This window comes from Solibacillus kalamii (assembly GCF_002174535.1).
Lineage (GTDB): Bacteria > Bacillota > Bacilli > Bacillales_A > Planococcaceae > Solibacillus > Solibacillus silvestris.
In genome coordinates, this window is the sequence record NZ_NHNT01000001.1 from 753,147 (window position 1) to 778,658 (window position 25,512).

General features: G+C 39.2%; 25 protein-coding genes and 4 tRNA genes. 13 read left to right on the top strand and 16 right to left on the bottom strand.

From position 1 onward, the window contains the following. Position 1: 1 nt before the first annotated feature. Positions 2–556, bottom strand: coding sequence for an NADPH-dependent FMN reductase (locus CBM15_RS03520; RefSeq protein WP_008404666.1), 555 nt, complete (start codon positions 554–556; stop codon positions 2–4). A 222-nt stretch (positions 557–778) separates the two neighbouring features. Continuing rightward, positions 779–1,585 (bottom strand): NAD(P)H-binding protein, encoded by an 807-nt coding sequence (locus tag CBM15_RS03525; protein ID WP_087615753.1) that lies wholly within the window; start codon positions 1,583–1,585, stop codon positions 779–781. A gap of 111 nt (positions 1,586–1,696) precedes the next feature. Here CBM15_RS03525 and CBM15_RS03530 point away from each other — a divergent pair, with 111 nt between their 5' ends. From CBM15_RS03530 to CBM15_RS03550, 5 genes are all read left to right on the top strand, one after another. Then, positions 1,697–2,731, top strand: coding sequence for a PseG/SpsG family protein (locus tag CBM15_RS03530; protein WP_087615754.1), 1,035 nt, complete (start codon positions 1,697–1,699; stop codon positions 2,729–2,731). Between the two features lie 88 nt (positions 2,732–2,819). Further along, entirely contained in the window at positions 2,820–3,008 is a 189-nt protein-coding gene (locus CBM15_RS03535) for an SE1832 family protein (protein WP_008404672.1), read from the top strand. Positions 3,009–3,141: 133 nt separating this feature from the next. Then, entirely contained in the window at positions 3,142–4,722 is a 1,581-nt protein-coding gene (locus CBM15_RS03540) for an ABC-F family ATP-binding cassette domain-containing protein (RefSeq protein ID WP_008404674.1), read from the top strand. A gap of 621 nt (positions 4,723–5,343) precedes the next feature. Further along, complete coding sequence (spxA, locus tag CBM15_RS03545; protein WP_008404676.1) at positions 5,344–5,745, top strand: transcriptional regulator SpxA; 402 nt, start codon at positions 5,344–5,346, stop codon at positions 5,743–5,745. Between the two features lie 24 nt (positions 5,746–5,769). After that, complete coding sequence (locus CBM15_RS03550; protein ID WP_087615755.1) at positions 5,770–6,195, top strand: MarR family winged helix-turn-helix transcriptional regulator; 426 nt, start codon at positions 5,770–5,772, stop codon at positions 6,193–6,195. 77 nt (positions 6,196–6,272) lie between these two features. On the opposite strand, the gene CBM15_RS03555 is transcribed toward CBM15_RS03550, so the two are convergent. The 6 genes from CBM15_RS03555 to CBM15_RS03580 form a co-directional block, all read right to left on the bottom strand. Then, complete coding sequence (locus CBM15_RS03555) at positions 6,273–6,839, bottom strand: TetR/AcrR family transcriptional regulator (protein WP_065216674.1); 567 nt, start codon at positions 6,837–6,839, stop codon at positions 6,273–6,275. Positions 6,840–6,940: 101 nt separating this feature from the next. Next, positions 6,941–7,255, bottom strand: a complete 315-nt coding sequence (locus CBM15_RS03560; RefSeq protein ID WP_087615756.1) for a DMT family transporter — start codon at positions 7,253–7,255, stop codon at positions 6,941–6,943. Then, complete coding sequence (locus CBM15_RS03565; RefSeq protein WP_008404683.1) at positions 7,256–7,603, bottom strand: DMT family transporter; 348 nt, start codon at positions 7,601–7,603, stop codon at positions 7,256–7,258. Between the two features lie 151 nt (positions 7,604–7,754). Then, positions 7,755–8,300 carry an RNA polymerase sigma factor gene (locus CBM15_RS03570; RefSeq protein ID WP_087615757.1) on the bottom strand — a complete coding sequence of 182 codons (546 nt, stop codon included), beginning with the start codon at positions 8,298–8,300 and terminating at the stop codon, positions 7,755–7,757. A gap of 209 nt (positions 8,301–8,509) precedes the next feature. Next, a complete protein-coding gene (locus tag CBM15_RS03575) occupies positions 8,510–10,027 on the bottom strand; it encodes an aminotransferase class V-fold PLP-dependent enzyme (RefSeq protein ID WP_087615758.1) in 1,518 nt (505 codons plus the stop codon). Beyond that, positions 10,014–10,568, bottom strand: coding sequence for a glycerol-3-phosphate acyltransferase (locus CBM15_RS03580; protein WP_087615759.1), 555 nt, complete (start codon positions 10,566–10,568; stop codon positions 10,014–10,016). The genes CBM15_RS03575 and CBM15_RS03580 overlap by 14 nt, the downstream gene beginning before the upstream one ends. Positions 10,569–10,732: 164 nt before the next feature. Here CBM15_RS03580 and CBM15_RS03585 point away from each other — a divergent pair, with 164 nt between their 5' ends. From CBM15_RS03585 to CBM15_RS03605, 5 genes are all read left to right on the top strand, one after another. Then, the gene (locus CBM15_RS03585; RefSeq protein ID WP_087615760.1) at positions 10,733–11,098 is read left to right on the top strand and encodes a GntR family transcriptional regulator; all 366 of its coding nucleotides are present in this window, start codon (positions 10,733–10,735) and stop codon (positions 11,096–11,098) included. Between the two features lie 9 nt (positions 11,099–11,107). Then, a complete protein-coding gene (locus CBM15_RS03590) occupies positions 11,108–11,971 on the top strand; it encodes an ATP-binding cassette domain-containing protein (protein WP_087615761.1) in 864 nt (287 codons plus the stop codon). Position 11,972: 1 nt separating this feature from the next. Continuing rightward, the gene (locus CBM15_RS03595) at positions 11,973–12,689 is read left to right on the top strand and encodes a hypothetical protein (RefSeq protein WP_087615762.1); all 717 of its coding nucleotides are present in this window, start codon (positions 11,973–11,975) and stop codon (positions 12,687–12,689) included. Positions 12,690–12,827: 138 nt separating this feature from the next. Next, a complete protein-coding gene (locus CBM15_RS03600; RefSeq protein ID WP_087615763.1) occupies positions 12,828–13,229 on the top strand; it encodes a YrvL family regulatory protein in 402 nt (133 codons plus the stop codon). Positions 13,230–13,291: 62 nt separating this feature from the next. Next, the gene (locus tag CBM15_RS03605; protein ID WP_087615764.1) at positions 13,292–14,674 is read left to right on the top strand and encodes a dipeptidase; all 1,383 of its coding nucleotides are present in this window, start codon (positions 13,292–13,294) and stop codon (positions 14,672–14,674) included. Between the two features lie 763 nt (positions 14,675–15,437). On the opposite strand, the gene cyoE is transcribed toward CBM15_RS03605, so the two are convergent. Both cyoE and CBM15_RS03615 read right to left on the bottom strand, forming a co-directional pair. After that, positions 15,438–16,334: a heme o synthase gene (gene cyoE / locus CBM15_RS03610; RefSeq protein WP_008404696.1), complete on the bottom strand. Its 897-nt coding sequence runs from the start codon at positions 16,332–16,334 to the stop codon at positions 15,438–15,440. Positions 16,335–16,505: 171 nt separating this feature from the next. Next, positions 16,506–17,528: an AbrB family transcriptional regulator gene (locus CBM15_RS03615; protein WP_087615765.1), complete on the bottom strand. Its 1,023-nt coding sequence runs from the start codon at positions 17,526–17,528 to the stop codon at positions 16,506–16,508. Positions 17,529–17,987: 459 nt separating this feature from the next. Here CBM15_RS03615 and exaC point away from each other — a divergent pair, with 459 nt between their 5' ends. Both exaC and CBM15_RS03625 read left to right on the top strand, forming a co-directional pair. After that, on the top strand, positions 17,988–19,508 hold the full coding sequence (gene exaC, locus CBM15_RS03620; protein ID WP_087615766.1) for an acetaldehyde dehydrogenase ExaC: 1,521 nt from the start codon (positions 17,988–17,990) through the stop codon (positions 19,506–19,508). 65 nt (positions 19,509–19,573) lie between these two features. Next, positions 19,574–19,900, top strand: coding sequence for a DUF779 domain-containing protein (locus CBM15_RS03625; protein WP_087615767.1), 327 nt, complete (start codon positions 19,574–19,576; stop codon positions 19,898–19,900). 161 nt (positions 19,901–20,061) lie between these two features. Here the strand turns inward: CBM15_RS03625 and CBM15_RS03630 are convergent, their stop codons facing one another. Next, complete coding sequence (locus CBM15_RS03630; protein ID WP_087615768.1) at positions 20,062–21,276, bottom strand: helix-turn-helix domain-containing protein; 1,215 nt, start codon at positions 21,274–21,276, stop codon at positions 20,062–20,064. Positions 21,277–21,408: 132 nt separating this feature from the next. Here CBM15_RS03630 and CBM15_RS03635 point away from each other — a divergent pair, with 132 nt between their 5' ends. Next, positions 21,409–22,710: a S8 family peptidase gene (locus tag CBM15_RS03635; RefSeq protein WP_087615769.1), complete on the top strand. Its 1,302-nt coding sequence runs from the start codon at positions 21,409–21,411 to the stop codon at positions 22,708–22,710. 494 nt (positions 22,711–23,204) lie between these two features. Here the strand turns inward: CBM15_RS03635 and CBM15_RS03645 are convergent, their stop codons facing one another. From CBM15_RS03645 to CBM15_RS03670, 5 genes are all read right to left on the bottom strand, one after another. Then, complete coding sequence (locus CBM15_RS03645; protein WP_087615771.1) at positions 23,205–24,773, bottom strand: S-layer homology domain-containing protein; 1,569 nt, start codon at positions 24,771–24,773, stop codon at positions 23,205–23,207. Between the two features lie 265 nt (positions 24,774–25,038). Further along, positions 25,039–25,110, bottom strand: a tRNA-Glu gene (locus CBM15_RS03650). A 1-nt stretch (position 25,111) separates the two neighbouring features. Beyond that, positions 25,112–25,187 (bottom strand) — tRNA-Asn (locus CBM15_RS03655). 11 nt (positions 25,188–25,198) lie between these two features. Beyond that, positions 25,199–25,275: transfer RNA gene (locus CBM15_RS03660), tRNA-Ile, on the bottom strand. 91 nt (positions 25,276–25,366) lie between these two features. Continuing rightward, positions 25,367–25,442 (bottom strand) — tRNA-Asp (locus tag CBM15_RS03670). Positions 25,443–25,512 lie beyond the last annotated feature (70 nt).

The window sequence follows — 25,512 nt, forward strand, 5'->3', positions numbered from 1 at the left end:
GTTATTGCATATCAACTGCTTGTTTTGATAATGTTTTTGTCATTTCGCAATATTGAACGAATACACGTGCCAGTTCGCGCAGGCGGTTGTGTACATCTTCATCGATAATTTTATTTTCTTTATCAAAGTGGTCCGCATGTGTGTATACATAGTTTGGTGTAACTAGGCAGCGGAAGTAATCAAGGATCGGACGCAGCTGGTTTTCCAGTACTAGATGATGCTGGTATGTTCCGCCATTGCCGATAATTGCTGCCGGCTTGTAGCGTAACGCTTTTGGTGGAATCATATCAAAGGCATTTTTCAGTACACCTGGAATTGATGCCTGGAAAATCGGCGACGCGAAAATATAAGCATCTGCTTCTTCAAATTTTTGAATCATTTTTTTCATATCATCATTTAGCGGACTGCCATCTAAAATTTGATGCTGTAATTTCGAGAAATATAAAATCTCCAATTCTAGCGAAGGGTTGAAAGCTTGAATATATTGTTGAACCTGTTCCAAAAGAACGCCGGTTTTACGACCAAAAATGGTTCCATCGACAAGTAATATTTTCATAAATGTTCCTCCATGTAAATCATTGTACTCATATTGTATCAGAATAACATTGCTTTTTAATAGGTAGTTGCTTAGTTAAGTTCAATTTCAGTCTTTCGTCTTACATTGTTATATCGGGAAAGGGATTAGGATAATTTCCAACTAGCATTGCTAAGTTTCGTTACGGTTTCGTTTCTTGGCCGGTTTCAGAAATAGCGGATAAGATTAGCCTTATAACCAGCATTACTCCCTATTATTTAGGTTTTCGTTTTTCCGATTGACTTTTTCGTCCTCAATACCTACTGGCGATAGCGATTCTTCTTTGTATTTATCCCAGTTAAAGCTTACTTCTTCCTCTTCTAAAGCTTCTTTCTCTTCAATAATGGGCATTTGCATTTCCAGCAGTTCATCGGATAAGTATATCGCCACTTTTTGATTTTTCCCATGAAGTGCGATTACTTTCATTGCAAATGCAATTTGCATTGCCGGAATGGAATGCATCTTTTTCAGCGGTCCGACTAAGATTGGGTTCAGCACCTTTAATACTTTATCGCCTATTGTTTCTCCTAGACGGAATTCATGTCGATCTCCTGTAATGAGTGATGGACGTACGATGGATAGTCGCGGGAAATCCATTTTAATGAGTTCTGCCTCCAATTTTCCCTTTACCTGACTATAATAAGCAAGTGCCTTCTCATTTGCTCCCATTGCGGAAATAACAATGAAATGACCAACTCCTCGGTTTTTTGCGATGGCTGCAATCGTTAATGGATACTCAAAATCGACCTTTTCAAATTGTTGCTTTGACCCGGCTTTTTTCATCGTCGTTCCTAAACAACAAAATACCTCATGAGCAAATTCAATATCCTTATCTGCAATCTGATCAAATTCACACAGCTTTACAACTAATTTTGGGTGCGTAAAATCAAGCGGTCTTCTCGAAATGACATTGACAGCTGCATACTCCTCACTCTCGCATAATAACTTCACAAGGGAAGAACCTACCAATCCTGTTGCACCTACGACCAACGCTGAACGCATGGTTTTCATATGTTTCCTCTTTTCTTTATTTTGATGTATGTATATGTAGAAAGCTCTTTCATTCATAATTTCGGCGATTCCACCATATTTTATAGAGATAGTGGAAAGGATGGGATTTACGTGCAAAAAAGAAAAATTATATGGATTATCGAGCATTGTGAGATTAAAGGAACATATCCTTTTGAGCGTGCAGTAACTTTGGCAAATCTGTTGCAGGATGAAGAGGTCATTCTCTTTGTGAAAACTGCTAACGATCAGCTTCTTGATAAATTGGCCCAAACAGGCTTAAATATTGTAAAGTTTGAACGTTTTATCGAACTTAAAAAGAAAATGCGTGAATTGGAGCCTCATTTAATTATCCATGAAGGTAAAGATACCCAAGTTGAACAAATTGAAATGATTAAACCGTTTTGCTCGACGATTGTTCATTTTGACGATTTTGGCATGGGTGCACAGCTTAGCGACTGTCATATCGTTTCGTTGTTTGGGGAATCCCATGAAGAGCCGCATACACATGAACTGGCAGGCAGCTATGCGTTTGCCGTCCCGCCAAATTTAGAAAAGGTCGCACACCAAATCCTTGAAAAGCCTGACAGCTCGATTAAAGATTCGCTACCCCATATTGTTGTCGCATTTGAAGATGGGGATAGCAACAACCTGACTTACCGGACTTTACGCCACTTAACACAATTGCAAATCCCATTAAAAATTTCAGTCGCGATTGACGATGAATACCATCATGACATCGATAGTCTAAAAATGATGGCACTAAGCCGGAAGAATACTGTCATCGTTCAAAAATCTGATGCCCTGCTCGAATTGATGCCGCAAGCAGACTTGATTATTTGTAATGCCAACTATACACCATACAAAGTGGCAGCAGCCGGGATCCCTTGTATTACAACGGCCCAGCAGGATAATGAGCTGAACTATGCATTCACACGCGAAATGAACGGCTTTATCCATATTGGCCTAGGTCGGAAAATGAAGCAATCCATTATTCAAAATGCCGTGATGGAGCTTTTGCTTCATGAGCAGCGCCGTGAACGAGCTGTCCGCAAGCAGCGCAGTCTTGAAATTTTAACAAATAATGAAATCCTCAAAAACCTGCTGCTCGATTTAGCTTATGCCCGTCATAATATGGCCCATATTTAACTAAAAAATTAGGCTTTCCCCATCACATAAATGTATGCATTATGTTACAATATGAAAAGATTAATTTCCGAAAATAAAGGAGTAATTAATGATGCTAACAAAAGACCAGCTTCAGCAGCAAATCGCCGAATTAAAGAATGATTACATCAATCTTCAAGGCGACATGGAAAAGCTAGAATCACTTGGCCATGCAGACTCAGTAAAACAAGCGCTCGCACGCCTTGAAAATATGGAAGCACGGCTAGCAGAACTAAACAAACAGCTCGCAGCACTTTAATGTTGCGGGTTTTTTAATGGATAAATTTTTTAGAAGAATCTAGTTGATTGGAATGCAGGCGGTGAGTAAAGCTTCCGTCAAACAAAAATCAACGTTATTAGTAGCAAACACTTAAACACTCGGAGGATTATATATGGCAATATTAACTGTTGAAAATTTAGGTCATTCATTTGGTGACCGTACGTTATTTAAAGATGTTTCGTTCCGTCTTGTTGAAGGCGATCATATCGGACTTGTTGGTGCAAACGGTGTTGGGAAATCAACATTGATGAGCATCATTACAGGGCAAGCAATTCACGATGAAGGAAAAGTGGAATGGCTGCCTGGCACACATTACGGTTATTTGGATCAGCATACGGTTTTAACTGCCGGCCGTTCAATGCGTGATGCATTACGTGACGCGTTTGCACCTTTATATAAGAAGGAAGAGCGTTTAAATGAAATTTCTGTGGAATTAGGCGAGCCTGATGCAGATTACGATAGTCTATTGGAAGAAATGTCTGAAATCCAGGATGCATTGGATGCTGGTGACTTCTATAGCCTCGATATGAAAATTGATGAGATTGCTCGTGGTTTAGGGTTGGATGCAATCGGCCTGGAGCGTGATGTTGCCGCATTGTCTGGTGGACAACGTACAAAAGTTTTACTTGCTAAGCTTTTACTTGAAAAGCCAAAAGTATTATTACTGGACGAGCCGACGAACTATCTTGATGAAGAGCATGTTACTTGGCTGAAAAACTACTTGAAAAACTATCCGTATGCATTCCTGTTAATTTCGCATGATACGGAATTCATGAACAATGTTGTCGATGTGATTTTACATTTAGAATTTGCTAAAATGACGCGTTACACTGCCACATATGAGAAATTTATCGAGCTTGCTGAAATTAACAAGCGCCAGCATATCGATGCATATGAAAAACAGCAGGAATTTATTAAGCAGCAGGAAGATTTCATTGCGCGCAACAAAGCACGTTACTCAACAAGTGGTCGTGCAAAATCACGTGCGAAGCAGTTGGATCGTATGGAGCGCATTGATCGCCCGGAAACTGCCGTAAAACCGGAGTTCAGCTTTAAAGAAGCGCGTACCCCTGGCCGTTACGTAGTGGAAGCGGAAGGTTTGGTAATTGGTTATGATAAAGAAAAACCATTATTGCCGCCACTTACATTCCAAATCGAGCGCGGTGAAAAAATTGCGTTAGTCGGGATGAATGGTGTCGGGAAATCGACATTACTGAAAACAATGTTAGGCAAAGTTCAACCGTTGGACGGTAAAGTGATTTTAGGTGACTATTTGGAGCCATCATACTTCGAACAGGAAGTAAAAGCAGATAAAATCACACCGATTGATGATGTATGGAATGCGTTCCCTTCTATGGAACAAGCACAAGTTCGTGCTGCATTGGCACGTGCAGGTCTGAAAACGGACCATATTACTCGCCCACTGAATTCTCTTTCTGGTGGTGAGCAGGCAAAAGTACGTCTTTGCAAGCTGATGATGGATCAGACAAATTGGCTGATCTTTGACGAACCGACAAACCACTTGGACGTTGATGCGAAAGAAGAGCTTAAACGCGCCATGAAAGAATTTAAAGGTACAATCGTTCTTGTATCACATGAACCGGAATTCTATGAGGGCTTGGCTACGAAAGTGTGGAACGTGCAAGATTGGTTCACGACGCGCGAAACAAAGGAATTAAACGAATTTAAATAGTTTTTTAATGAAGCAGCGCACTCTTTTTATGGAGTGCGCTTTTTTGAGTTTTGGTTTGTTTTTACCAGAATAAATGTGGCAAATATTTGAAAATTATATTTAATTTTTAGAATATTTCGCCAACTTAGTAGCGCTTGGCAAGGACTTTTTAGTATAACTAACGAATATATTAAATGTTTGAGCATTTATTAGAAACACTGCCAATTTTATTGAAACAAATGCTGTTTTATTGGTAATCTCAGTTCAATATCCTCTGACTTTCAAAAATATTTTTTTACAGAAAGTTCTATCTGGCATAATTCAGGAATATATTAAAAAGTCGCGGTATTTTAGAGCACTCTCCAACTACATATTAGAATAATTTCCTATTTAAAACTCACCGCGCCCAGTAATCCCCTCCCTCTTCTGATTTCTACTTTACAAAACTGTAATATTAAATTAGAAACTTTTTATAGTTTTATACGTATAATTTATTAGAAGAATGGGTAAACAGATATAGGGAAACATATAATAAACTTGTTGCATTACTAATAGCTTACTGGTAAGATATTATTATAAGTAAATGTCTTACAACTAAGCTATCACCAAATTATTGATTATGGGAAAGCGAGGAAATTAATTATGACAGTAACAATCTATACACAATCGAGCTGTTCCTCATCACGAAAAGCATTGAAATGGCTAAACGAAAATAATATTACTTATACTGAAAAAAGAACAACTTCTCAATCTTTGACTTTAGCAGAGTTTAAACATATTTTAAGTATGACAGAAGATGGTACGGATGAAATTATTGCGACAAACTCGAATGATTTCAAAAATCTGGACATTGATATTGACCAGTTATCCATTCAAGAGTTGTACAACTTAATTCAGCAGCATCCTCGTATGTTGCGCAGCCCTATTTTACTTGATGAAAAACGCATTCAGATCGGCTATAACGAAATGGACATTCGTCGTTTCATCCCTCGTAAAGTGCGTGCATTTGAATTAAATGCCCTTCAAAAATTAGCCGTAGAATAGTGATAACATTTGGAGTTGACACTGATGAATGAGCATAAACGCGAGCAGTTAACCGAACTTTTTGAACAGATGACATCGTTGGAACGCAAAATTGCTAATCAATGGAACAGTCAAAATCAGTTAGGCTTCTCGAAATCACATATTTTAATTTTGGCTTACTTGCATACAGACGGACCAAAGCGCCCTTCTGCCATTGCAGAAAAGCTGAAAGTGACAACAGGTGGCGTGACTGTTTTGACGACGAAGCTCATTAAGGCGGGGCTCATTGAAAAAACACAAAATGAAACGGATCGCCGCGCTTCGCAAATTCATATTACCGAAGCAGGAATCGAAGTGCTCGAACGCTCTCAACAGCAAGTAGACAATCTTTTCGAAAACCTGTTCGGCATGTTAACAGAAGATGAAATTAAAACTTTAACGGCAATCTTTGAAAAATGTACGAGGTTTTAAAAAAGCGAGCAGCTCTTTGCTCGCTTTTTTCTGTTGCAATCAGCTATTTTAGTAAATTATTAAAATAAAAAACGCATCTATTTCAATGCGCTTTTCGTAAATTTAACAAGTTCCTCATATTGGGCCTGAATTTCTTCAGTTGTCGTAGAATCATATAGATATAATTGCTCCGCTGTCGACTCGAATAAGCCGATTAAAATTCGCGATGTACGTGAAGCATCAATAGTCGAACGAATTTCGCCTTTTTGTAATGCTTCATTCAATAAATTATACACCCACTCATAAAACGGCGCATATATTGATTCCCATTGTTTTAAATGTTCACTTTGTGCAAGACCTGCATATAAAATCGCAAACAGCTCTTTTTTCTGCTCATTAATTTGGAACACTGCTTTAATAAGTTGCTCAATTTTTTGGTCAAAAGATTCATCTAAATTAACATTTTCTTCGATACTTTTCATAATTTCATCTACAGCATATTTAGCAATTTCAGGCATGACTGAAAATTTTGAAGGGAAGTACAAATAAAATGTGCCTTGAGCAATTCCAGCGGCCTTAACTATATCTGAAATTTTTGTGCCTTCTACACCTTTATTTATAAATTGCTCAATTGTTGCTTCAATAATTTTTTGTTTTTTATTCAATACGCCATCCCCTATCTTGTTGAATGAAGTTCATTCAGAAACTACTTTCATGATAACGAAAGTTCAAAGAAGAAACAATGTACCAAAACAATAATATCATGCTATGAAACATATTTTAATCCGGAAACTCCAATAACAATCACAAACACTGCCACCATTCTTCCTACGCTCCTTGACTCGCCGAAAAAAAGCATATTAATAATGACTGCTGCTGTTGTTCCAAGACCAATCCAAACAGCGTAAGCAATACTTACCTGCAAATATTCAAAAGATGCATATAAAAAGTAAAAAGCACTACCGAAACCCGCAACAAGTGTTACTAAATCTTTCGGCTTCTTCGAGGTACTAAATTTCTTAAGTCCAATAACCCCAATTGTTTCTAATATTGCAGCTAAAATTACAAATATCCATCCCAATTATAGCGCCCCCTTTTCTACCTTCCGTTCAGACAATGTATCCGCTATATTTAACATCATCACACCTATTACAATGATACTTATGAATACAATTTTCAATGTTGTAAAGGATTCACCAAATAAATAAACATCCATCAATGCCGTACCAATTGTCCCAATAGCAGCGAAAATTGCATAAACTGTTCCAGTCGGCAGTCCTTCACACGCTTTTGCTAAAAAATAAAAATCAACAGTGATAAGTGGGATAATAATTGCCCAATGCCATGACGCACTTGCTACATTGAAGCCGTAAATCCATAATAATTCGCACAAACTTGTTAACCCTACATAAATCCATGACTTTTTCATCTCTTACCTCCTACAATTAATGACTGACGTTCATTCATAATTTATCATATTATATTATTGAAAGCAAATCACGTATTAATAAAGGTTTGATCTCCAGGCAATCAAAAAAAGCTACGGCAACTTTCTGCCATAGCTTTCGTCCTATCTTTTACTAAGCCAATACTGCTTCTGCGACACCATTGTCGGATAGTAAAATTTCTTTTAAGCGTGCTTTTGCGCGGAATAGACGAGATTTCACCGTACCGATTGACACTTTCATCAATTCGGAAATTTCGGCTAATGAGAATTGGTCCACATAGAAATACCATAATGTTTTTTGGTAAATGCTATCAAGCTGTGCCATTTTCTCCTGCACGATTTTTGTGATTTCTGTTTTTTCCACAATTTCTTCTGTCGTAAAATCATTGTTGGGAACCAAATCTAAAATCGGTACGTCTAATTGTTCAGGTTGATTCATCATGTATTTACTGCGACGTACATTTTTGCGATAGCGGTCGCGGAATGTATTCATCGTAATTGTTGTAAGCCATGCTTTTACATGGTCTACTTTTGATACTGATTCTTCATAGCGTACAACTTTTACCCAAACTTCCTGCATTAAATCTTCTGCTTCGTTTTGATTGCGTGTAAGCTTTAAGCAAAGATGGTAAATGTAGCGGTTGTATTCATCATAAATAGTCGTTAATAATTCATTCATTTGAAAGTCCTCCGATAGATTTTATATGAAGTGCGCCCTTGGCATAATTACATCGTATGTGTATGTTAAATTTCCTTATGACCTTATTGTGCCAAATTAAACAATTACACTCTATCGGATTGGCTTTCAATTACCTTACAATGCTGTAAGATTGGTTGTAATCATTTGAACGAAATAAATGTTTCTGCATCCCCCGCATAGTCCTCCCCCTACAAAGTTTCCATTACATAAGTAAGCAATTCATTTAACTTTTTAAAATCTTTTTCAAAATTCGGTTGGATTGTGCTGATTTGAGCGATATTACGTTCTCTTAAATATGCGCTGTCGCCATGCAGATAAAAACCATTTAATTCGCATGCAGTAAGGATTTCAGCCATTTTTGGGTGCTCCCATGTAGCGATCATCGGATAAGTTGCTGTTACATCAAGCGTTGAATTCTTAATTGCCTCCATCCGCTTTTCCAATACTTCAAAGCGCTCCGGATACAACTTTAGTACATCGCTTACCGCCTCTACAAAATAATGCGGCAATGTGAACGGAATTTGCTTTTCAATATAATAAGGCAAATTCAAATACAGCGGTGCATCACTAGAAATCGGGTGTTCCTTACAAAAGATGAAAGCAAGTCCCGCCACCGTGCCAAGCGCCTTCCCGCTGACTGCTGTTGCATAGTGAAGCCCCTGCATCGAAAATGGTATGGAACCAAACGAACTAATACAGTCCGCACATAGCTTTATCTCATATTTTTCCGCCAACTCCCCTAACGAGGCAAGCGGATTTAATGTACTGTTTGATGTTTCGCCATGCACAAATAAAATGTATCGATAACCCCCCTTTTGTAAATACGCTTCAATTTCTGCAATATCGAATGGATTTCCCCATCCAACATCAATCTTTTCAATATGTAGTCCCCACTGTTTCGCCTGGTTATGAAGACGTTGACCGAATTCCCCATTCACCAATACTAGTCCGGCTTCATGAGGAAATTCGCTTTTCAGCTGGCCGAGCATCGCATCATTGGCAAGTGTCCCTGTACCGACAAGTGGTATAACGTAATTTGCCTTTGCAAGATTACATAACCCGCTTTTCATATCATCAAGCTCCTGCTGGAATTTTACAGAACGATGGGAAATGGTGGACGGAATCAGCGGATTTTCCAATGCAACTGGTCCCGGGAAAAACACCCTATTCTGTTCACGCAGACGCTCACGGAAGACCGCGCTGTCCTGCCGTGTTAAAACCATCGGCAAATACCGTGCTTCCTCTGTTCCAACAGCTGACGCAAATTGCCTGAACCCCATTTGCGTATACATTTTCTCTTCTCGCACCGTACCGGAAATGACGCATGCCGTATATCCTACATCATAAAAATAGCGGTAGATCGCTGTTGCAAGCTTCGTAAAAACACGCCCGTTCCGGTGATTCTTTTTCACCGCGAGCAGCCGGATTTCACATAAATGTTCGCAAACTTCTGCATCCAAGTATTTTTCCACATTCCCGATTTTTCGATCGATTGAAAATGGTCGTGTATCGCGGAATGCAACCATACCGACCATTTCCGTATTTTTATAGACGATTACATACACATTTTCATCATGAAATTTATCGATCAGCTTACGCAGCGGATTGTGCTCATGCTGGGGAATTTCCTCTACAAAAGTTTCATAGTTTAATGCTGCGATTGCATCAAATTCTTCATCTGTTGCTGCAATTTTACTCCAGTACATTTGGTTTCACCCTTTCTACAATACTATGTCGCTGTTTCCAAATAACGAGAACAAGTGCGATTGTTACGATGAATCCTGCTTCTATATATACACTCATAATTAGTCCATACAAGATAAACCCGCCTGTCATACTAAGTGTTGCACTTTTTGTTACGAGCAGGCACAATAAAAAGCCTGCTAAAAATACGAATATCATTAACGGCGAAAAAGCGACCATTGCTCCAATTACCGTTGCGACTCCTTTTCCACCTTTTCCGCGATTCCAAAACGGGTACAAATGGCCAAGCACTACAGCAATAACAGCAAGTGCAATCGTCAGTTCAGGAAGCTCAAGCATTCGTCCTACAACTACTACAAGAAGCCCTTTCAAACCATCCCCTACTGCCACAAAGATAAAAGCCCACTTTCCTAACGTACGCCCGGCATTTCGTGCCCCAAGATTACCGCTATTCGCATGCTGAAGATCAATTCCTTTTACTTTCCCTAGAACGACCGCAAAAAGGATTGTACCGAGTAAATAACTTAGCAGTATATAGAACATTTTAATCACCCTTTTTGGATTTATTATTTTATCGTAGCGTATTTGAGCAGAAGTTGCACCGATTGCTTTCCATATTTATCAAAAACACAATACAGTATTTCTTGACTTTAAGGTTAGTTACTCATATAGTTAACCATATAACCAAAAGTGAGAGGAGGAAAATAATGCGATTAACATTCGATGATACGAAACCCATTTTCCAACAGATCGCAGAAATGATTGAAGATGATATTGTAAATGGTGTTTTAAAAAATGGTGATCAAATTCCTTCAACAAATCAGCTTGTTTCACACTATAAAATAAATCCTGCCACGATTCTAAAAGGTTTTAATCAGCTGGTGGATTCAGGGATTGTCTATAAAAAACGTGGCGTTGGGATGTTTGTCGCAGATGGAGCATATGAAATGCTACGAAATCGACGCATTTCTCAATTCCAACAGCAATTTATTGCACCGCTCATCGCCGAGGCCAAAAAACTCGACATGACGAAAGAAGAAATTCAAAAAATGTTCGATTCATATGAAAGGTAGGGTTCAATTATGTACAATATCATACAATTTGAAGATGTCTCTTTTCAGTTAAAAAATAAACAAATATTAAAAAATATATCCCTTAAATTAGAAAAAAATAAAATTTACGGATTGCTCGGTCGAAATGGAGCCGGAAAAACTTCAATGCTCTCACTCCTGGCCAGTTTTGCACAAGCAACGTCTGGACGTATAACAATTGACGGTGTTTCTATTTTTGAAAATGAGGATTTGATGGAAAATATTATATTCATCCGGGATATAAAGCTCGATGAATCGGAAAAAGTATGGAAATACATTAAGCAAACAGCAGCATTTCGTCCGAATTTTGATGAAGACTATGCAAAAGTGCTGATGCAACGATTCCGCCTCCCTGAAGATGTAGCAGTCTCCTCCCTATCGCGCGGGATGATGTCTGCAATGCATGTCGTGATTGGTTTAGCAAGTCGATGTGCGATTACCATTTTTGATGAAGCCTATTTAGGAATGGATGCACCTGCTCGCGTAAAATTTTATGAAGAAGTATTAAATGATTATATGGAGCACCCACGAACAATCATTTTATCGACGCATTTAATTTCGGAAATGGAATCGATGTTTGAGGAAGTCATTATTATCGACCAAGGCGAAATTGTGATTCACGAAGAACTTGATACATTCAAGTCTCGAGGAGTTACGGTAACTGGTCCGATCGAAGAGGTCGATGCATTTACAATCGGGAAAACCGTTTTAAAAGAGCAAGTTCTTGGAAGTACAAAGCAGGCAATGGTTTATGGACAGCTTTTAGAAAAAGAAAAACAGCGTGCGAACGGATTACAAATTGCACAAATCACCTTACAAGAGCTGTTCATCCATTTGACGAAGGAGGAATCGTAATATGAAAACGAAAAAATCATTTGTCGTCGGCATTGCCATGTTTCAAGTAATTGGAGGGTGGGCACTTTGGTTTATGGGAATTGTTTTAGCAATTTATATCGGGAGTGCTGCTTTTTCAGATTTCACAGGAAATAGCTTTGAAATGAGCGTCCCTGCTTTTATGGAAGAAGGTTCCAAGACTTCAATCGCTGCCATTCTCGGCGACTCGGCACGCATCTTTTTCTTAGTATGCGGAATTTTATCGATGGGGCCTTTTCTCCAATATTTCGTATCGATGGGCATTACAAGAAAGGCTTATTTTAAAGGAAATGTAATGGGTATTTTCCTGCTGGCTGCCGCATTTACAGTGTTAACGGCAATTTTATACGGGGTTGAATATTTCATCTTTGGTAACTTTGATAATAGCTTTGAACAGATGTTATTATTTTTTGTGAAATTGGCTTTGGATATTGTGGTGTTTTATTTAATCGGCTGGTTTATCGCTGCAGGATTTTATCGAATGAATCTTTTTAAGGGCGTTAGCTTTATATTAATTTCGCTTATCGCCATTTTCTTTCAAACAGGTATATGGGGAGAAGATTTACCATTAGCGATTTTTAGCATAGTCAGCATCGAAGACTACGCGCCTGTTGTGATTGTATTGTTGAGTACGATATTGGTCGGCGCTTTAGTTTATACAATTCGTCAGCTAACGAAAAACATGATCGTAAAAGCATAAGTTGATACCTGTAGTAAGTCATTTGAAAAAGTGTGCTTACTACAGGTATTTTATATTCTTTGACGAGAGCGCACTCCCCTTTTTTTCCGAAAATCATTTATACTAACTATTATCTATTCAAATTTGTTAGGAGTTTATATGAAGAATTTCGGAGGATTTATCGGCTTTATTTTTATTGGTTTACTATTTATAGCGATCATCGGAATCGCAATTTCTGTGGAAGTAGGCATTTTACTGCTTGTCGGAATTGAATTTGAAGGTTGGGGAAACTTAATTTGGTTCATTCTAATATATGGAGTCATTGAATTTGCGTTTGTTATGTTTTCTGATGTCCTGATTGAATTAAAAACACCTCAAAATCACCGGTTCCATAAATACTTTGCGCACTTACTTATCTCCTTTACGCTTTTAATGACAATATCCCTTATGATGGAATCCATTTACTTGCCTTTATATGGCGGAATTGTCTTTGCCATTGCGACAGCGACAATGTATTGGGTGTTTGACGCAGGCTCAAAAAAAGGAAAGATGAGAAGCTGATTTCCAGATGTTCTATGCTATAATTATTTCTACAACCGAAATAAAGGGAGGCACTCAATCATATGAGTCATTTAGAAAAGTTAGACGCTTACTTTACGGAAAACCGTGAACGTCATTTAGCGGAGTTAACCGAATTTTTACGTATTCCTAGTATTTCTGCTTTATCTGAGCACAAGGCAGATATGTTGTCAGCGGCAAACTGGCTGGAGGACCACTTAAAATCATTAAACATCGAAAACGTATCAGTAGATGAAACAGCTGGTCATCCGGTCGTTTATGGGGAATGGCTTCATGCTGAAGGCAAACCGACGATTCTGTTCTACGGTCATTATGATGTACAACCAGTTGATCCGTTAAACTTATGGGAAACACCTCCTTTTGAACCGGCCATCCGCGACAATAAACTGTTTGCACGTGGTTCTTCGGACGATAAAGGACAAGTGTTCATGCATTTAAAAATGATCGAAGCGTTATTTGCGACAGAAGGTACATTACCGGTAAACGTGAAATTCATTTATGAAGGTGAAGAGGAAATCGGCAGTCCGTCTCTACCAAAGTATACAGAAGACAATAAAGAAAAATTAGCGGCTGACTTAATCGTCATCTCCGATACAGGTCTATACGCAAAAGGAAAACCGGCAGTATGCTATGGCTTACGCGGACTAACAGGTGTGCAGATTGATGTGCGCGGTGCAAAAGGTGACCTGCACTCTGGCCTTTATGGCGGTGGTGTTCAAAACGCGATCCATGCACTTGCAGAAATTTTAGCTTCTTTCCGTGATGAGCACGGGACAATTCAAGTGGAAGGCTTCTATGATTCAGTTCGTCCCCTATCTGAAGTAGAGCGCCAAGCTTACCGTGATTTGAACTTTGATGAAGAAGCATTAAAAGAAGAAGTCGGTGTGAAAGAATTATTCGGTGAAGCTGGCTATTCTTACTTGGAACAAACATGGGCACGTCCAACATTGGAAGTAAACGGTGTATTCGGCGGCTTCTCTGGTGAAGGCATTAAAACAGTTTTACCTGCTGAAGCAGGTGCAAAAATTACATGCCGCTTAGTACCGGATCAAGACCCTGAGGAAATCGTTTCTTTACTGAAAGCACATATTGAAAAGCATAAACCAACTGGTGTCGAAGTAACGATTTCTGAATTTGATAAAGGAAAACCTTACTTAACACCATTCGATCACCCGGCAATTCAGGCGGCAGGTCGTTCATATGAAAAAGTATATGAAGTACCTACAGCTTATACGCGCGGTGGCGGATCAATCCCGATCGTTGCAGCATTCGATGAAATTTTAGGTTTGCCTGTAGTGTTAATGGGCTTTGGTCTTTCAAGCGAAAACTTCCATGCACCAAACGAACACTTCCATCTTGAAAACTTTGACCAAGGCTTGCGAGTACTTGGCGATTACATGCATGAAGTAGCAACAATTAAATTTTAAAAATAAAAAAGACTCCAATGCTCACTACAGCATTGGAGTCTTTTGAATCCGTACGGGACCATATAAAAAAAGGGGGGTTATATGTTGTCGAAGTCATGTACGAGATTTATGAGTAACATAGCATATCAATGAGTGAGCAAGTTTGCCTACCATGCACACCGCTCTACTTGATAAACCAATGATAGCATGTCTCCTTCAAGCAAAAAATACGTGGGCTATCATTGTCATATTATGCTCACATTTTCTGTTCACAATTTCTCAACAAGCGGATAGAAAATAATAATATTTTGATGTTTCTTGATTGATTTTTGACGAAATTCCATAATATATAAGAAAAATCTATTCCAGATAAGCATTTATTACTAAATAAAAAAGAAGATTATACAAGTGCTTAACCTATATAACAAAAAAGAGGTTGGGACAGAAGTGGAAATTTCATTAAATAAGGAGAAAAGTCTTATTAAGAAACGGATATTTTATAAAATTCATTGGAATGGAGGGCGAGTGTAGCTGACGGCTACGCCTTTCGCTACAAGCAAAGCTTCCTGCGGGAATAGCGTGACGCCTGAGACTAGGAACAAAAGCTAAGAACGCCACGTCCTGTGGCAACGCTTTTGTGACCAACATCCTGTTGGCCTCACGCCCGCGGAAAGCGTCCCGGAATGGAAACCAATTTTTAACGCTCAGCAAAAAAATGCTATTTTTCTCTGAGAGAAAAATAGCATTTTTGGGTTATGTCCCGCCCTCTTTTGATTCTACAACTTTAAAGCGCATTTAAAATCATGCCAACTGTTGCATAAATAAAGACTGTCCCAAATACAGCCATCATATGGAAGAGCGAATAGCCGAACATAATATTCGCCCACTTCTTCTCACCTTGTTTTTTTGATGCAGCAATACTCATACATAGCCAAATGACACCAAGGACAAGTGAAACGATTGTTAAACCTAAGCTAAGCGGTAAAAACAAAAAGCTCGATAAAATTAGCAGCACGAGATAAATATTCGACTGAATATATGTGCGCTTTTCCCCTTTTGCTACAGGTAGCATCGGGATATTCGCCGCGGCGTAATCCTCTTTTTTACGAATGGCAATGGCATAAAAATGCGGCATTTGCCAAATGACCATAATTAGAAACAGTGCCCATGCAGCCGGATGCCAAAGATCCGGAGCGACGGCTGCCCATCCAATGAGCGGGGGCATAGCGCCTGAAATACTACCAACTTCTGTATTCCAGATCGTACGGCGTTTTGTCCACATTGTATAAGGGACAACATAGAAAAATACACCTAAAAACCCTAACAAAGCAGCTAACGGTGATGCTAAATAAAGCGCCGTACATCCTAGTATTAATAAAATCGTCGCAACGATTAGCACTAACTTCGCAGAAAGTTCTCCAGTAACGGTTGGACGTGTTTTTGTACGGGGCATAATTTGATCAATATCCCGGTCATAGACGTTATTATATGCACCTGCAGCAGCTATAACTGCTGCCGAACCAATAATTGCATAAATAATAGCGGGAATATGATCAATAAAATTTAATTCATACGTATACAGGGCGAGCATTAATGCCGCGATCATCGGAATTAAGTTAGATTTTATAATGCCGGTCTTCACTGCTTGCGCCCACAACTGTCGATTCGATTGCGTTTGCATGTTCTTAATCCTACTTCCTAATTAATCACTTTCTCTAGTATAACCTAATCAGGACATAAAGGGTTAGCATCCAGGCTTTTTTTCTCATTTTTCCATTTAAAATGTCGTGATAATCCTGTCACAATTAATGATTGGATTGCTGGACAGACAATTAACGAAACGGCTTATCATTCATTGTTGTACTGACTCTTCCCGCTCTCGGTAAACCCACTTAATAATAGGTAGTACACATAAAAATATAAACAGCAAACGAAACAGCTGGAAAACCGTTACAACGGAAATATCCGCCTTAACCGCAGCCGCTAAAAGCCCCATTTGATCGAGTCCACCAGGTGCCGTGCTTAAAAAACTTGTCGCAAAGCTCAAATCTAAATACCGGGCAATGAGTAAGCTTGTGCCGTATGTGAGAATAATCATCGCAACCGTACTGGCCATCCCACCGATCAAAACATTCAATGGAAGACGCAATGTTTCCGGCTTTAATAACAGTCCAATATAGGCACCGATTAAAATTTGCGCAATATGAAGAACATCACTCGGCATTGTCGGTGCTTCAATTCCAAAGAATTTTAATCCGATGACAACGATGATCGGTGTTAAAAAGTGCGCGACAGGGAGCTTTAATTTTCTGCCAAGCGGGACGGCAACAGCAGCGAGCAAAATGACCAGACCCACTTGCCATACATCCCATGTCAATGGAATACTTGCCCCTCCAACAACATGACCTGACACTAAAAACGGGATGAGCAGCACGACCCCCAATACACGGACAATATGAAAATACGTGACCGCTGTTAAATGGACATCCCCTTCCTCTTCCGCAAACAATACAAGCTGGGATAACCCACCCGGAACATTGGCGGCGACGGCTGTTTTAAATGTAAGACCCGTTGATCGAGAAATCACCCATGCAATCCCTAAACAAAATGCAAACAATAGAACATTGACGATGACCATAAAAAACAGCAAGGATTTGAAATCGGAAAATAGCGAGAAGTCAAATTGCTGACCAATTGCAACACCGACGATTACAAGTCCTGTATTTCGCAAAGCTGCCGGCCATCGCAGCCTATCTTTTATGAAGAACTGTGCAACCAGTACCGAAAAAATAGGACCGATCAACCATGGGATCGGAAATGAAAGCGCGGAGAATAGAAGTGCCCCAATAAGTGCAATGACGAATACAAGAAGCATAATTTCTCCCCTTTCCTTTTAATGAATACGTTCATTTTAACTTAAATTATTTCGTAATGCGAACAACTTATTAAACTGGTAATACAATAGAATGTGTAAAATTCCAACCTTATAAAGCTACTAATTAAATAGAAAATATAACATATAACAAAAAAATTTTATAAATGTTCATGAATTTTTATACATATAGTTTCACTGTATATTTTTGTTATATAATAACCATTTATTATAATGATATAAGGTTTAATCCACTTTTTTTCATTACCTAACCCACCTGACTCCTCTGTATCAGTACATAAATAATTTCACCAAAAATGATTTTCCCATGCGATTTCATTTTACAAGTATAACGACATAACTAAGTATGTAAGCATTTTCATTTGCTATTTTACGTACTTAGTTGCATAATGAGGACATAAAGTTACTATAACTTTAAAACAATAATAGAGGTGTTAATAGATGATCTATGCAAACCCTAATACTGCTGGTGCAGTAGTTAACTTTAAAGAAAAATACGATAACTTTATCGGTGGCGAATGGGTAGCTCCTGTTAAAGGACAATACCTAGATGTAAAATCACCTGTAACTGGTAAAGTATTTACTTCAGTTGCACGTTCAACTGAAGAAGATATTGAATTAGCATTAGACGCAGCACATGCAGCTAAAGGTGCCTGGGCACAAACTTCTGTTGCATACCGCGCGAATATTTTAAATAAAATTGCAGACCGCATTGAAGAAAATTTAGAAAAAATCGCTGTTGCTGAAACATGGGACAACGGTAAAGCAGTACGTGAAACATTAAACGCTGATATTCCTTTAGTAGTGGATCATTTCCGTTACTTTGCTGGTGCGATTCGTGCACAACAAGGCGGAATTTCTGAAATCGACAACGATACAGTAGCATACCACTTCCACGAGCCAATCGGGGTTGTTGGTCAAATTATTCCTTGGAACTTCCCATTATTAATGGCTTCTTGGAAAATTGCTCCGGCATTAGCTGCTGGTAACGTAATCGTGATGAAGCCTGCTGAACAAACACCAGCTTCAATCATGGTATTAATCGAATTAATTCAAGACTTATTACCAAAAGGCGTATTCAACGTTGTTAATGGTTTAGGTATTGAAGTTGGTAAACCACTTGCTACGAACCCACGCATCAACAAAGTGGCGTTCACTGGTTCTACTGGTGTTGGTCGTTTAATTATGCAATACGCTACAGAGAATATTATCCCTGTAACATTAGAGCTTGGCGGTAAATCACCAAACGTCTTCTTCCCAGACGTAATGGATGATGACGATGAGTATTTGGATAAAGCTATCGAAGGTTTAGTAATGTTCGCATTAAACTCAGGCGAAATTTGTACTTGTCCTTCACGTGCATTAGTTCACGAATCTATCTATGACAAATTCATGGAACGTGTATTAGAACGCGTTAAAGCAATCAAAATCGGTAACCCGTTAGATACAGAAGTAATGATGGGTGCTCAAGCTTCAAATGAGCAATTACAAAAAATCTTATCTTACATCGAAATCGGTAAAGAAGAAGGCGCTGAGCTACTTATCGGCGGCTACCAAAACCAATTAGATGCTGACCAAGAAGGCGGCTACTATGTGGCACCAACAGTATTCAAAGGTCACAACAAAATGCGTATCTTCCAAGAAGAGATTTTTGGTCCAGTTCTTTCTGTAACAACTTTCTCTACTTTCGAAGAAGCTATGGAAATCGCTAACGACACTGAATTCGGTCTAGGTGCTGGTGTATGGTCACGTAACATGGATACAGCTTACCGCGCTGTACGTGGTATCCAAGCTGGTCGTGTTTGGACAAACACTTACCACCAATACCCTGCTCACGCTGCATTCGGCGGATATAAAAAATCAGGTATCGGTCGTGAAAACCACTTAATGATGTTAGATCACTACCAACAAACAAAATGTATGTTAGTAAGCTACAACAAAAACGCTCAAGGTTTCTTCTAAGCCCAAGCGGACTATTAGAGGATGTGCTTTTACAGTACATCCTCTTTTTTATAGGAGGATGCTTTATGGAAAAGTTAGTCGCGACTGAAAAAGCGGTTGAGGTTATCGAGCTGTTGAAGGCAAAGCATGGGAACTTGGTTTTTGAGCAGTCTTCGGGTTGCTGTGATGGTACGGTGCCCATGTGTTTTACAAAGGACGGGCACTATATTAGCAGCCAGCTTGTACTTCTCGGGGAAATTGCAGGGGTTCCGTATTATATTGATAAGCATCAGTCGGAGTATTTAAAGCATATGCAAGTTCTTGTTGATGTAATGGAAGGTCAGGGCGCATCTTTTTCATTGGAGAGCGCAGAAGGCTTTGCTTTTTTGATGAAATCAAAGGTAATGAAATAATGTAAAACGCCATCCAGCAGCTTAAATAAAGCTTCTGAATGGCGCTTTTTATTATGATAAAACTGGGGGATAAATCGGGATAGACAATGTCACCAATGCCACACTTAATAATAATAGCGATAATTTAACGTTCTTCTTCATATTCCTCGTCTCCTTTATAATTAAATGAATTGGATTGCTTTTTCAAATTTCTTTTCTTGCCTGTAGTACTCGCCCAGTAAATAAGAAAACTGCTGGTGCATTTCTTTAAACTCTTCACTGTTTGCCGTAAACGGAATTAACCTCCCCTCCAAAAATTCCATTGCTTTCTTTTCTTGTCCACCTAGCAAATATAAATAAAAAGAAGCAAATAAATTAAAACTCAGTTTTCTCTTACTCTTTGCTTCTTCCTTTAAAATAGTAAAGGTTTTGAAACTTTCTACCTTTTGATCAAGCCGAAATTGCGTCATGCCCAAATTATATAAACAAAATAGATAGTTATCGCTGTTATTTTCCATTAACGAAGCACTTTGCTCAAAATAAACGAGGGCTCTTTCATATTCGCCTCTCATTTGATATAAATCCCCAAGGTTATGATATATAGCAGGCAGTAACTGCTGTTGCTGCATCAGTTCCACATTTCTCAGGAGATGATCATAAATTTCGATTGCTTCATGGAATACTTTCCCCTGCGCGTAATAAAGAGCGAGCGACATGGAAGTATAAATAATCCGCTTAAAATTAAACTGATCCTTATAATAATGCAGTGCTTTTCTCCCATAAAGAATCGCCTGGCTCGGTTCATCCAGCCGTCCTTTTATTAACGAAAAGTGATAGTAAAACTCCCCTTCCAGTGACCCAAGTTCCGGGCTTGTCTGAAGTATATTAGTTAGTTCTACAGCTGCTTCTGCATACTTACCCCTTGTTATTAAAACTAATGCATAATAGTAAGAATGTAAATATCTCTCATGTTGGGAAAAATTCTGACGGTGGGCATTTAGCCACTTCAACTGATGTTCCGCCAATTTATATTCGTTAATAAACACGTAGTAACGTAATTTATAAAGTTCATATATATAGACTGATTCTGTAAAACCAATGATCTCTTCATATTCTTTTAATAGTTCCATTGTTGCAATAGCTTTTTCATTTTCTAGGTAATTGATCTGTTTTTGTAAGTCTTTCAATAACTTTATGATATGGTGCTCGCTATTTTCGACGTCATGGCTATTAACGTTCAAGCGTTCCAAAAGTAGACGGATTGTCTCGCAGTTTGCTTCTTTATTGTTATTCTCGATTTTACTTAAATGTGGAATTGAGCAAATTCCCGCTGCAACCTCATTTTGAGTCATTCCCAGCTTTGTACGATAGTACTTTATTAAAGAACCTATTTTCATTCAAATACCACACCCCTTTAAATAGTTGGATAGTTTATCTAGTATACTTAATATTTTCCCAATAATCAAAAAACTAGTAATGTGATAAATTCAATATGTAATCCAAATATACTTTGAAAAGGGGTCAGGAAAATGAAAAAAGTGAAGAGTACATTATTCAGTCTATTGATTGCAGGATCATTAATGAGTCCGGCACATGCGGCAACTTTAGGTAGCGAAGATAATTCAACAAACAATGTTGGCCAAGAAAAGTTCCGTGTTTATATTGAAGCAAACAACCAATCTGCAAAACAATCTGCAAAAGCGCAATATTCTGCACGCTGGGAATTAACGGAGAACGGTTTTTCAACAGAAATAAATGAAAAGCAATTCCAGGCATTACAAAAGAATAAAAATTTCACCGTCACAAAAGTTCCTATCGTCTCATTAGATCCGATCAATCTGGAATTGGGGGAGGATTATACAACAGAAGATAGAACACCGGATGCATCTGCTTACGCAAGAGCTTCCCAGCAAGTACCATGGGGAATTAAAGCGATTTATAATAATAGTTCATTAACATCTACATCTGGAGGAAGCGGCGTAAATATCGCCGTACTTGATACAGGAGTAAACACTTCCCACCCTGACCTTGCCAACACTGTGGAGCAATGTAAAGACTTTACGACAGCGACAGCCGTTGTTAATAATAGCTGTACTGACAGAAACGGTCATGGTACGCATGTTGCCGGGTCAGCACTGGCTGATGGCGGAAGCGACCGAGGCGGTGTTTATGGTGTTGCTCCAGAGGCAGATCTTTGGGCATACAAAGTTTTAACAGACAGCGGTTCTGGCTACTCGGATGATATTGCTGCTGCGATCCGCCATGCTGCAGATCAAGCAACATCTACTGGTACAAAAACAATCATCAACATGTCATTAGGTTCTTCAGCGAACAACAGCCTAATTTCAAGTGCTGTCAATTATGCATACAGTAAAGGCGTACTTATTGTTGCGGCAGCCGGTAATTCAGGCTATGCACAAGGAACAATTGGCTATCCGGGTGCACTACCGAATGCCATTGCTGTAGCAGCATTAGAAAATGTACAACAAAACGGAACTTACCGTGTAGCTGACTACTCTTCACGCGGGTATGCTTCAACGGATGGCGATTATGTTATCCAGCAAGGTGATATTGAAATTTCAGCTCCCGGTTCAGCAATTTATTCTACATGGTATAACGGTGGCTACAATACAATTAGCGGAACATCGATGGCTACACCTCACGTTTCAGGTTTAGCAGCAAAAATCTGGGCTCAAAACCCGTCTTGGTCTCACACGCAACTGCGCTCAAACTTACAAACACGTGCAAAAGCTGTAGATATTAAAGGCGGATACGGTGCCGCTACAGGCGATGACTACGCTTCAGGATTTGGGTTCGCCCGCGTTCAGTAATTTATAATGCATTAAAAAACGAAACACCGGCCGTGCTGCTGGTGTTTCGTTTTTCATTTATTTTGTTCTACCCCTCTGCTTAACGGTACACACTTTTTAAGGTTGGGGTCTTGGTTCTAATATGTTCGAGAATATTCTAATATAATTTTATTTATTCTAATAAAGTTGCAATTTTCTAATATAACTGTGAGTTGTGCTAATAAGTATCCGCTTTGTTCTAATATCCCCTTTTGATTAGCTAATATCTCTCGAACTTTTTCTAATATCCGGTCCAATTGTTCTAATAAAAACCTGATCGCATTACAGTTTCGCGAATTCAACCGCATACGAGACTAAAAAATAGATGAAACCGGCGCAACTTCAAATATCTTTCTGATTTCTTCTAATATCGCCTCAAATTTTTCTAATATCTTGCATCATTCTTCTAATAAAAAAAAAACCGCATAACAAAAAAACAGCTTAAGCAAAAATTCACTTAAGCTGCTTCACGTTCATTATAATTCACAAGCCCAACCATCTTTATCGCCGTCTCTTGCGGTTGCATAAGCGGGATGTGAGGAGCTGACACCTGACGGATAATACACACGCATTTCCGTACAGTTTTTAAATGCAGTCGGTGCTCCTGGAATGACATACGTCCCTGAATTCACATCACCTGTTGGTTTTTCAGGTGTCGTATTCGGCACGATAAACTCTTTTGCACTAATGGAGTAGGATTGACCGTTCGTCGTCACAACAATTGTTCCATCCTTTGCAGTTGCGTAAGCTTTTGTACCAACCGTATTAATGTTTGCTAGCACTTCTTTATGTGGATGGCCATAGCTGTTGCCCTCTTCATAACTTAAAATAACCGCTTTCGGATTTACTTTTTGTAAAAACCCAAGCGAGCTGCTTGAATTTGAACCGTGATGACCCGCTTTTAAAAACGTTGCGGATATGTTGTATTTCTTCGCAATTTGCTCCTCAATCGCTGCATCGGCATCGCCCATTAACAAGAAGGACATGTTTTGATACGTCAGCTTTAATACGATCGAAGCATCATTCGTATCATCTGCTTGTGCATTGACAGCTAAAACTTGAGTTTTCACATTTGAATCTAATGCGATCAAATCCCCTGCTTTCGGCTCTGTATAACGAATATTTTTGTTGGATACCTTCTCCAGTAAATTTTCATATGTTACCGTTGTATGGACTTTCCCGCTGTTAATAAACTCGCCAACCGTAAAGCTTTCCAGCACTGCAGCTAATCCACCGATATGATCGGCATCGGGATGTGTTGCTACTACGTAATCCAGTTTCTTCACATTTTTAGATTTTAAATAAGCAATAACCGTACTGCCGTATTCTTTCGTCCCTGCATCAATGAGCATTGTTTTGCCATTCGGTGCTTGAATGAAAATCGAGTCGCCTTGTCCCACATCTATAAAGTGTACGTACAATTTAGAAGGTGTTGCTTCTAAGTTCTCCTGATATTTCACTGCACGTGCTAAAAATGCAGAAATATGTGCACGTGTTAAATTATTCGCGGGCTTAAATGTCCCGTCTTCATAACCAGTTGTAATATTGGCTGCAGCTAATTGGCTCACTGCTTCATATGCCGTATGCCCTTTTTTCACATCTTTAAAGGTTTTCGTGCCATTCGGTAAATCAAATGCACGTGCAATAAATGCAGCCATATGACCACGTGTCACTTTTGTCGTCGGCTTAAATGTACCATCCGTATAGCCGTTAATAATACCGGCCTCCACAGCTGATTGAATATACCCGCTGTTTTTATGAGACTTCGGAACATCTTTAAACTTCGTAGCTCGCTGTGTGCCGTCAAGACCAACAGCTTTTGCGACCATGACAGCCACTTCTTCGCGTGTCACAATGTCCTTTACACCGTATATCTTTTTATCGACGCTAATAATACCTTTATCCAATAAAAAAGCTATATCCTGATAGTTACTATGCTTTGGCGGTACATCCGTAAACACTTGTTCCGCACTTGTTGGTGTAGCATATAACATCGAAGATATAGTTAGAAGAAACACTAATAATAGACTAAATACTTTTTTCATTTTCTAACCTCCCTTATTCATTATAGATTTTTTAATAAAGAAAGAAAGTTATTTTTGAATAGTATTTAAATAATCTTTTGGTAGTAATGGATTGTTCATCCTTTTCATGACCACACAAAATTATAATTGGGATTTGTCACTTTTTCCCTTTTTCTCAACAACTTAATATCGTTAAACTAATATCCTATTTCGAGAAGGATTATAAGAAATTTAAAATCCTTTACAAATAAAAAAAAGCATGCAGCTTCTGCTACATGCTTAGAAATGACCCGTACGGGATTCGAACCCGTGTTACCGCCGTGAAAGGGCGGTGTCTTAACCACTTGACCAACGGGCCATGGCTCCGAAGGCAGGACTCGAACCTGCGACCTGCCGGTTAACAGCCGGATGCTCTACCAACTGAGCTACTTCGGAATAATTATATATGGTGGGCCTAAATGGACTCGAACCATCGACCTCACGCTTATCAGGCGTGCGCTCTAACCAGCTGAGCTATAGGCCCTATTTAAAAACTGGAGCGGGTGATCGGAATCGAACCGACAACATCAGCTTGGAAGGCTGAGGTTTTACCAACTGAGCTACAAACCCAYAAATGGCGGTCCCGACCGGGATCGAACCGGCGATCTCCTGCGTGACAGGCAGGCATGTTAACCGCTACACCACGGGACCATTTGGTTGCGGGGGCAGGACTTGAACCTGCGACCTTCGGGTTATGAGCCCGACGAGCTACCACTGCTCC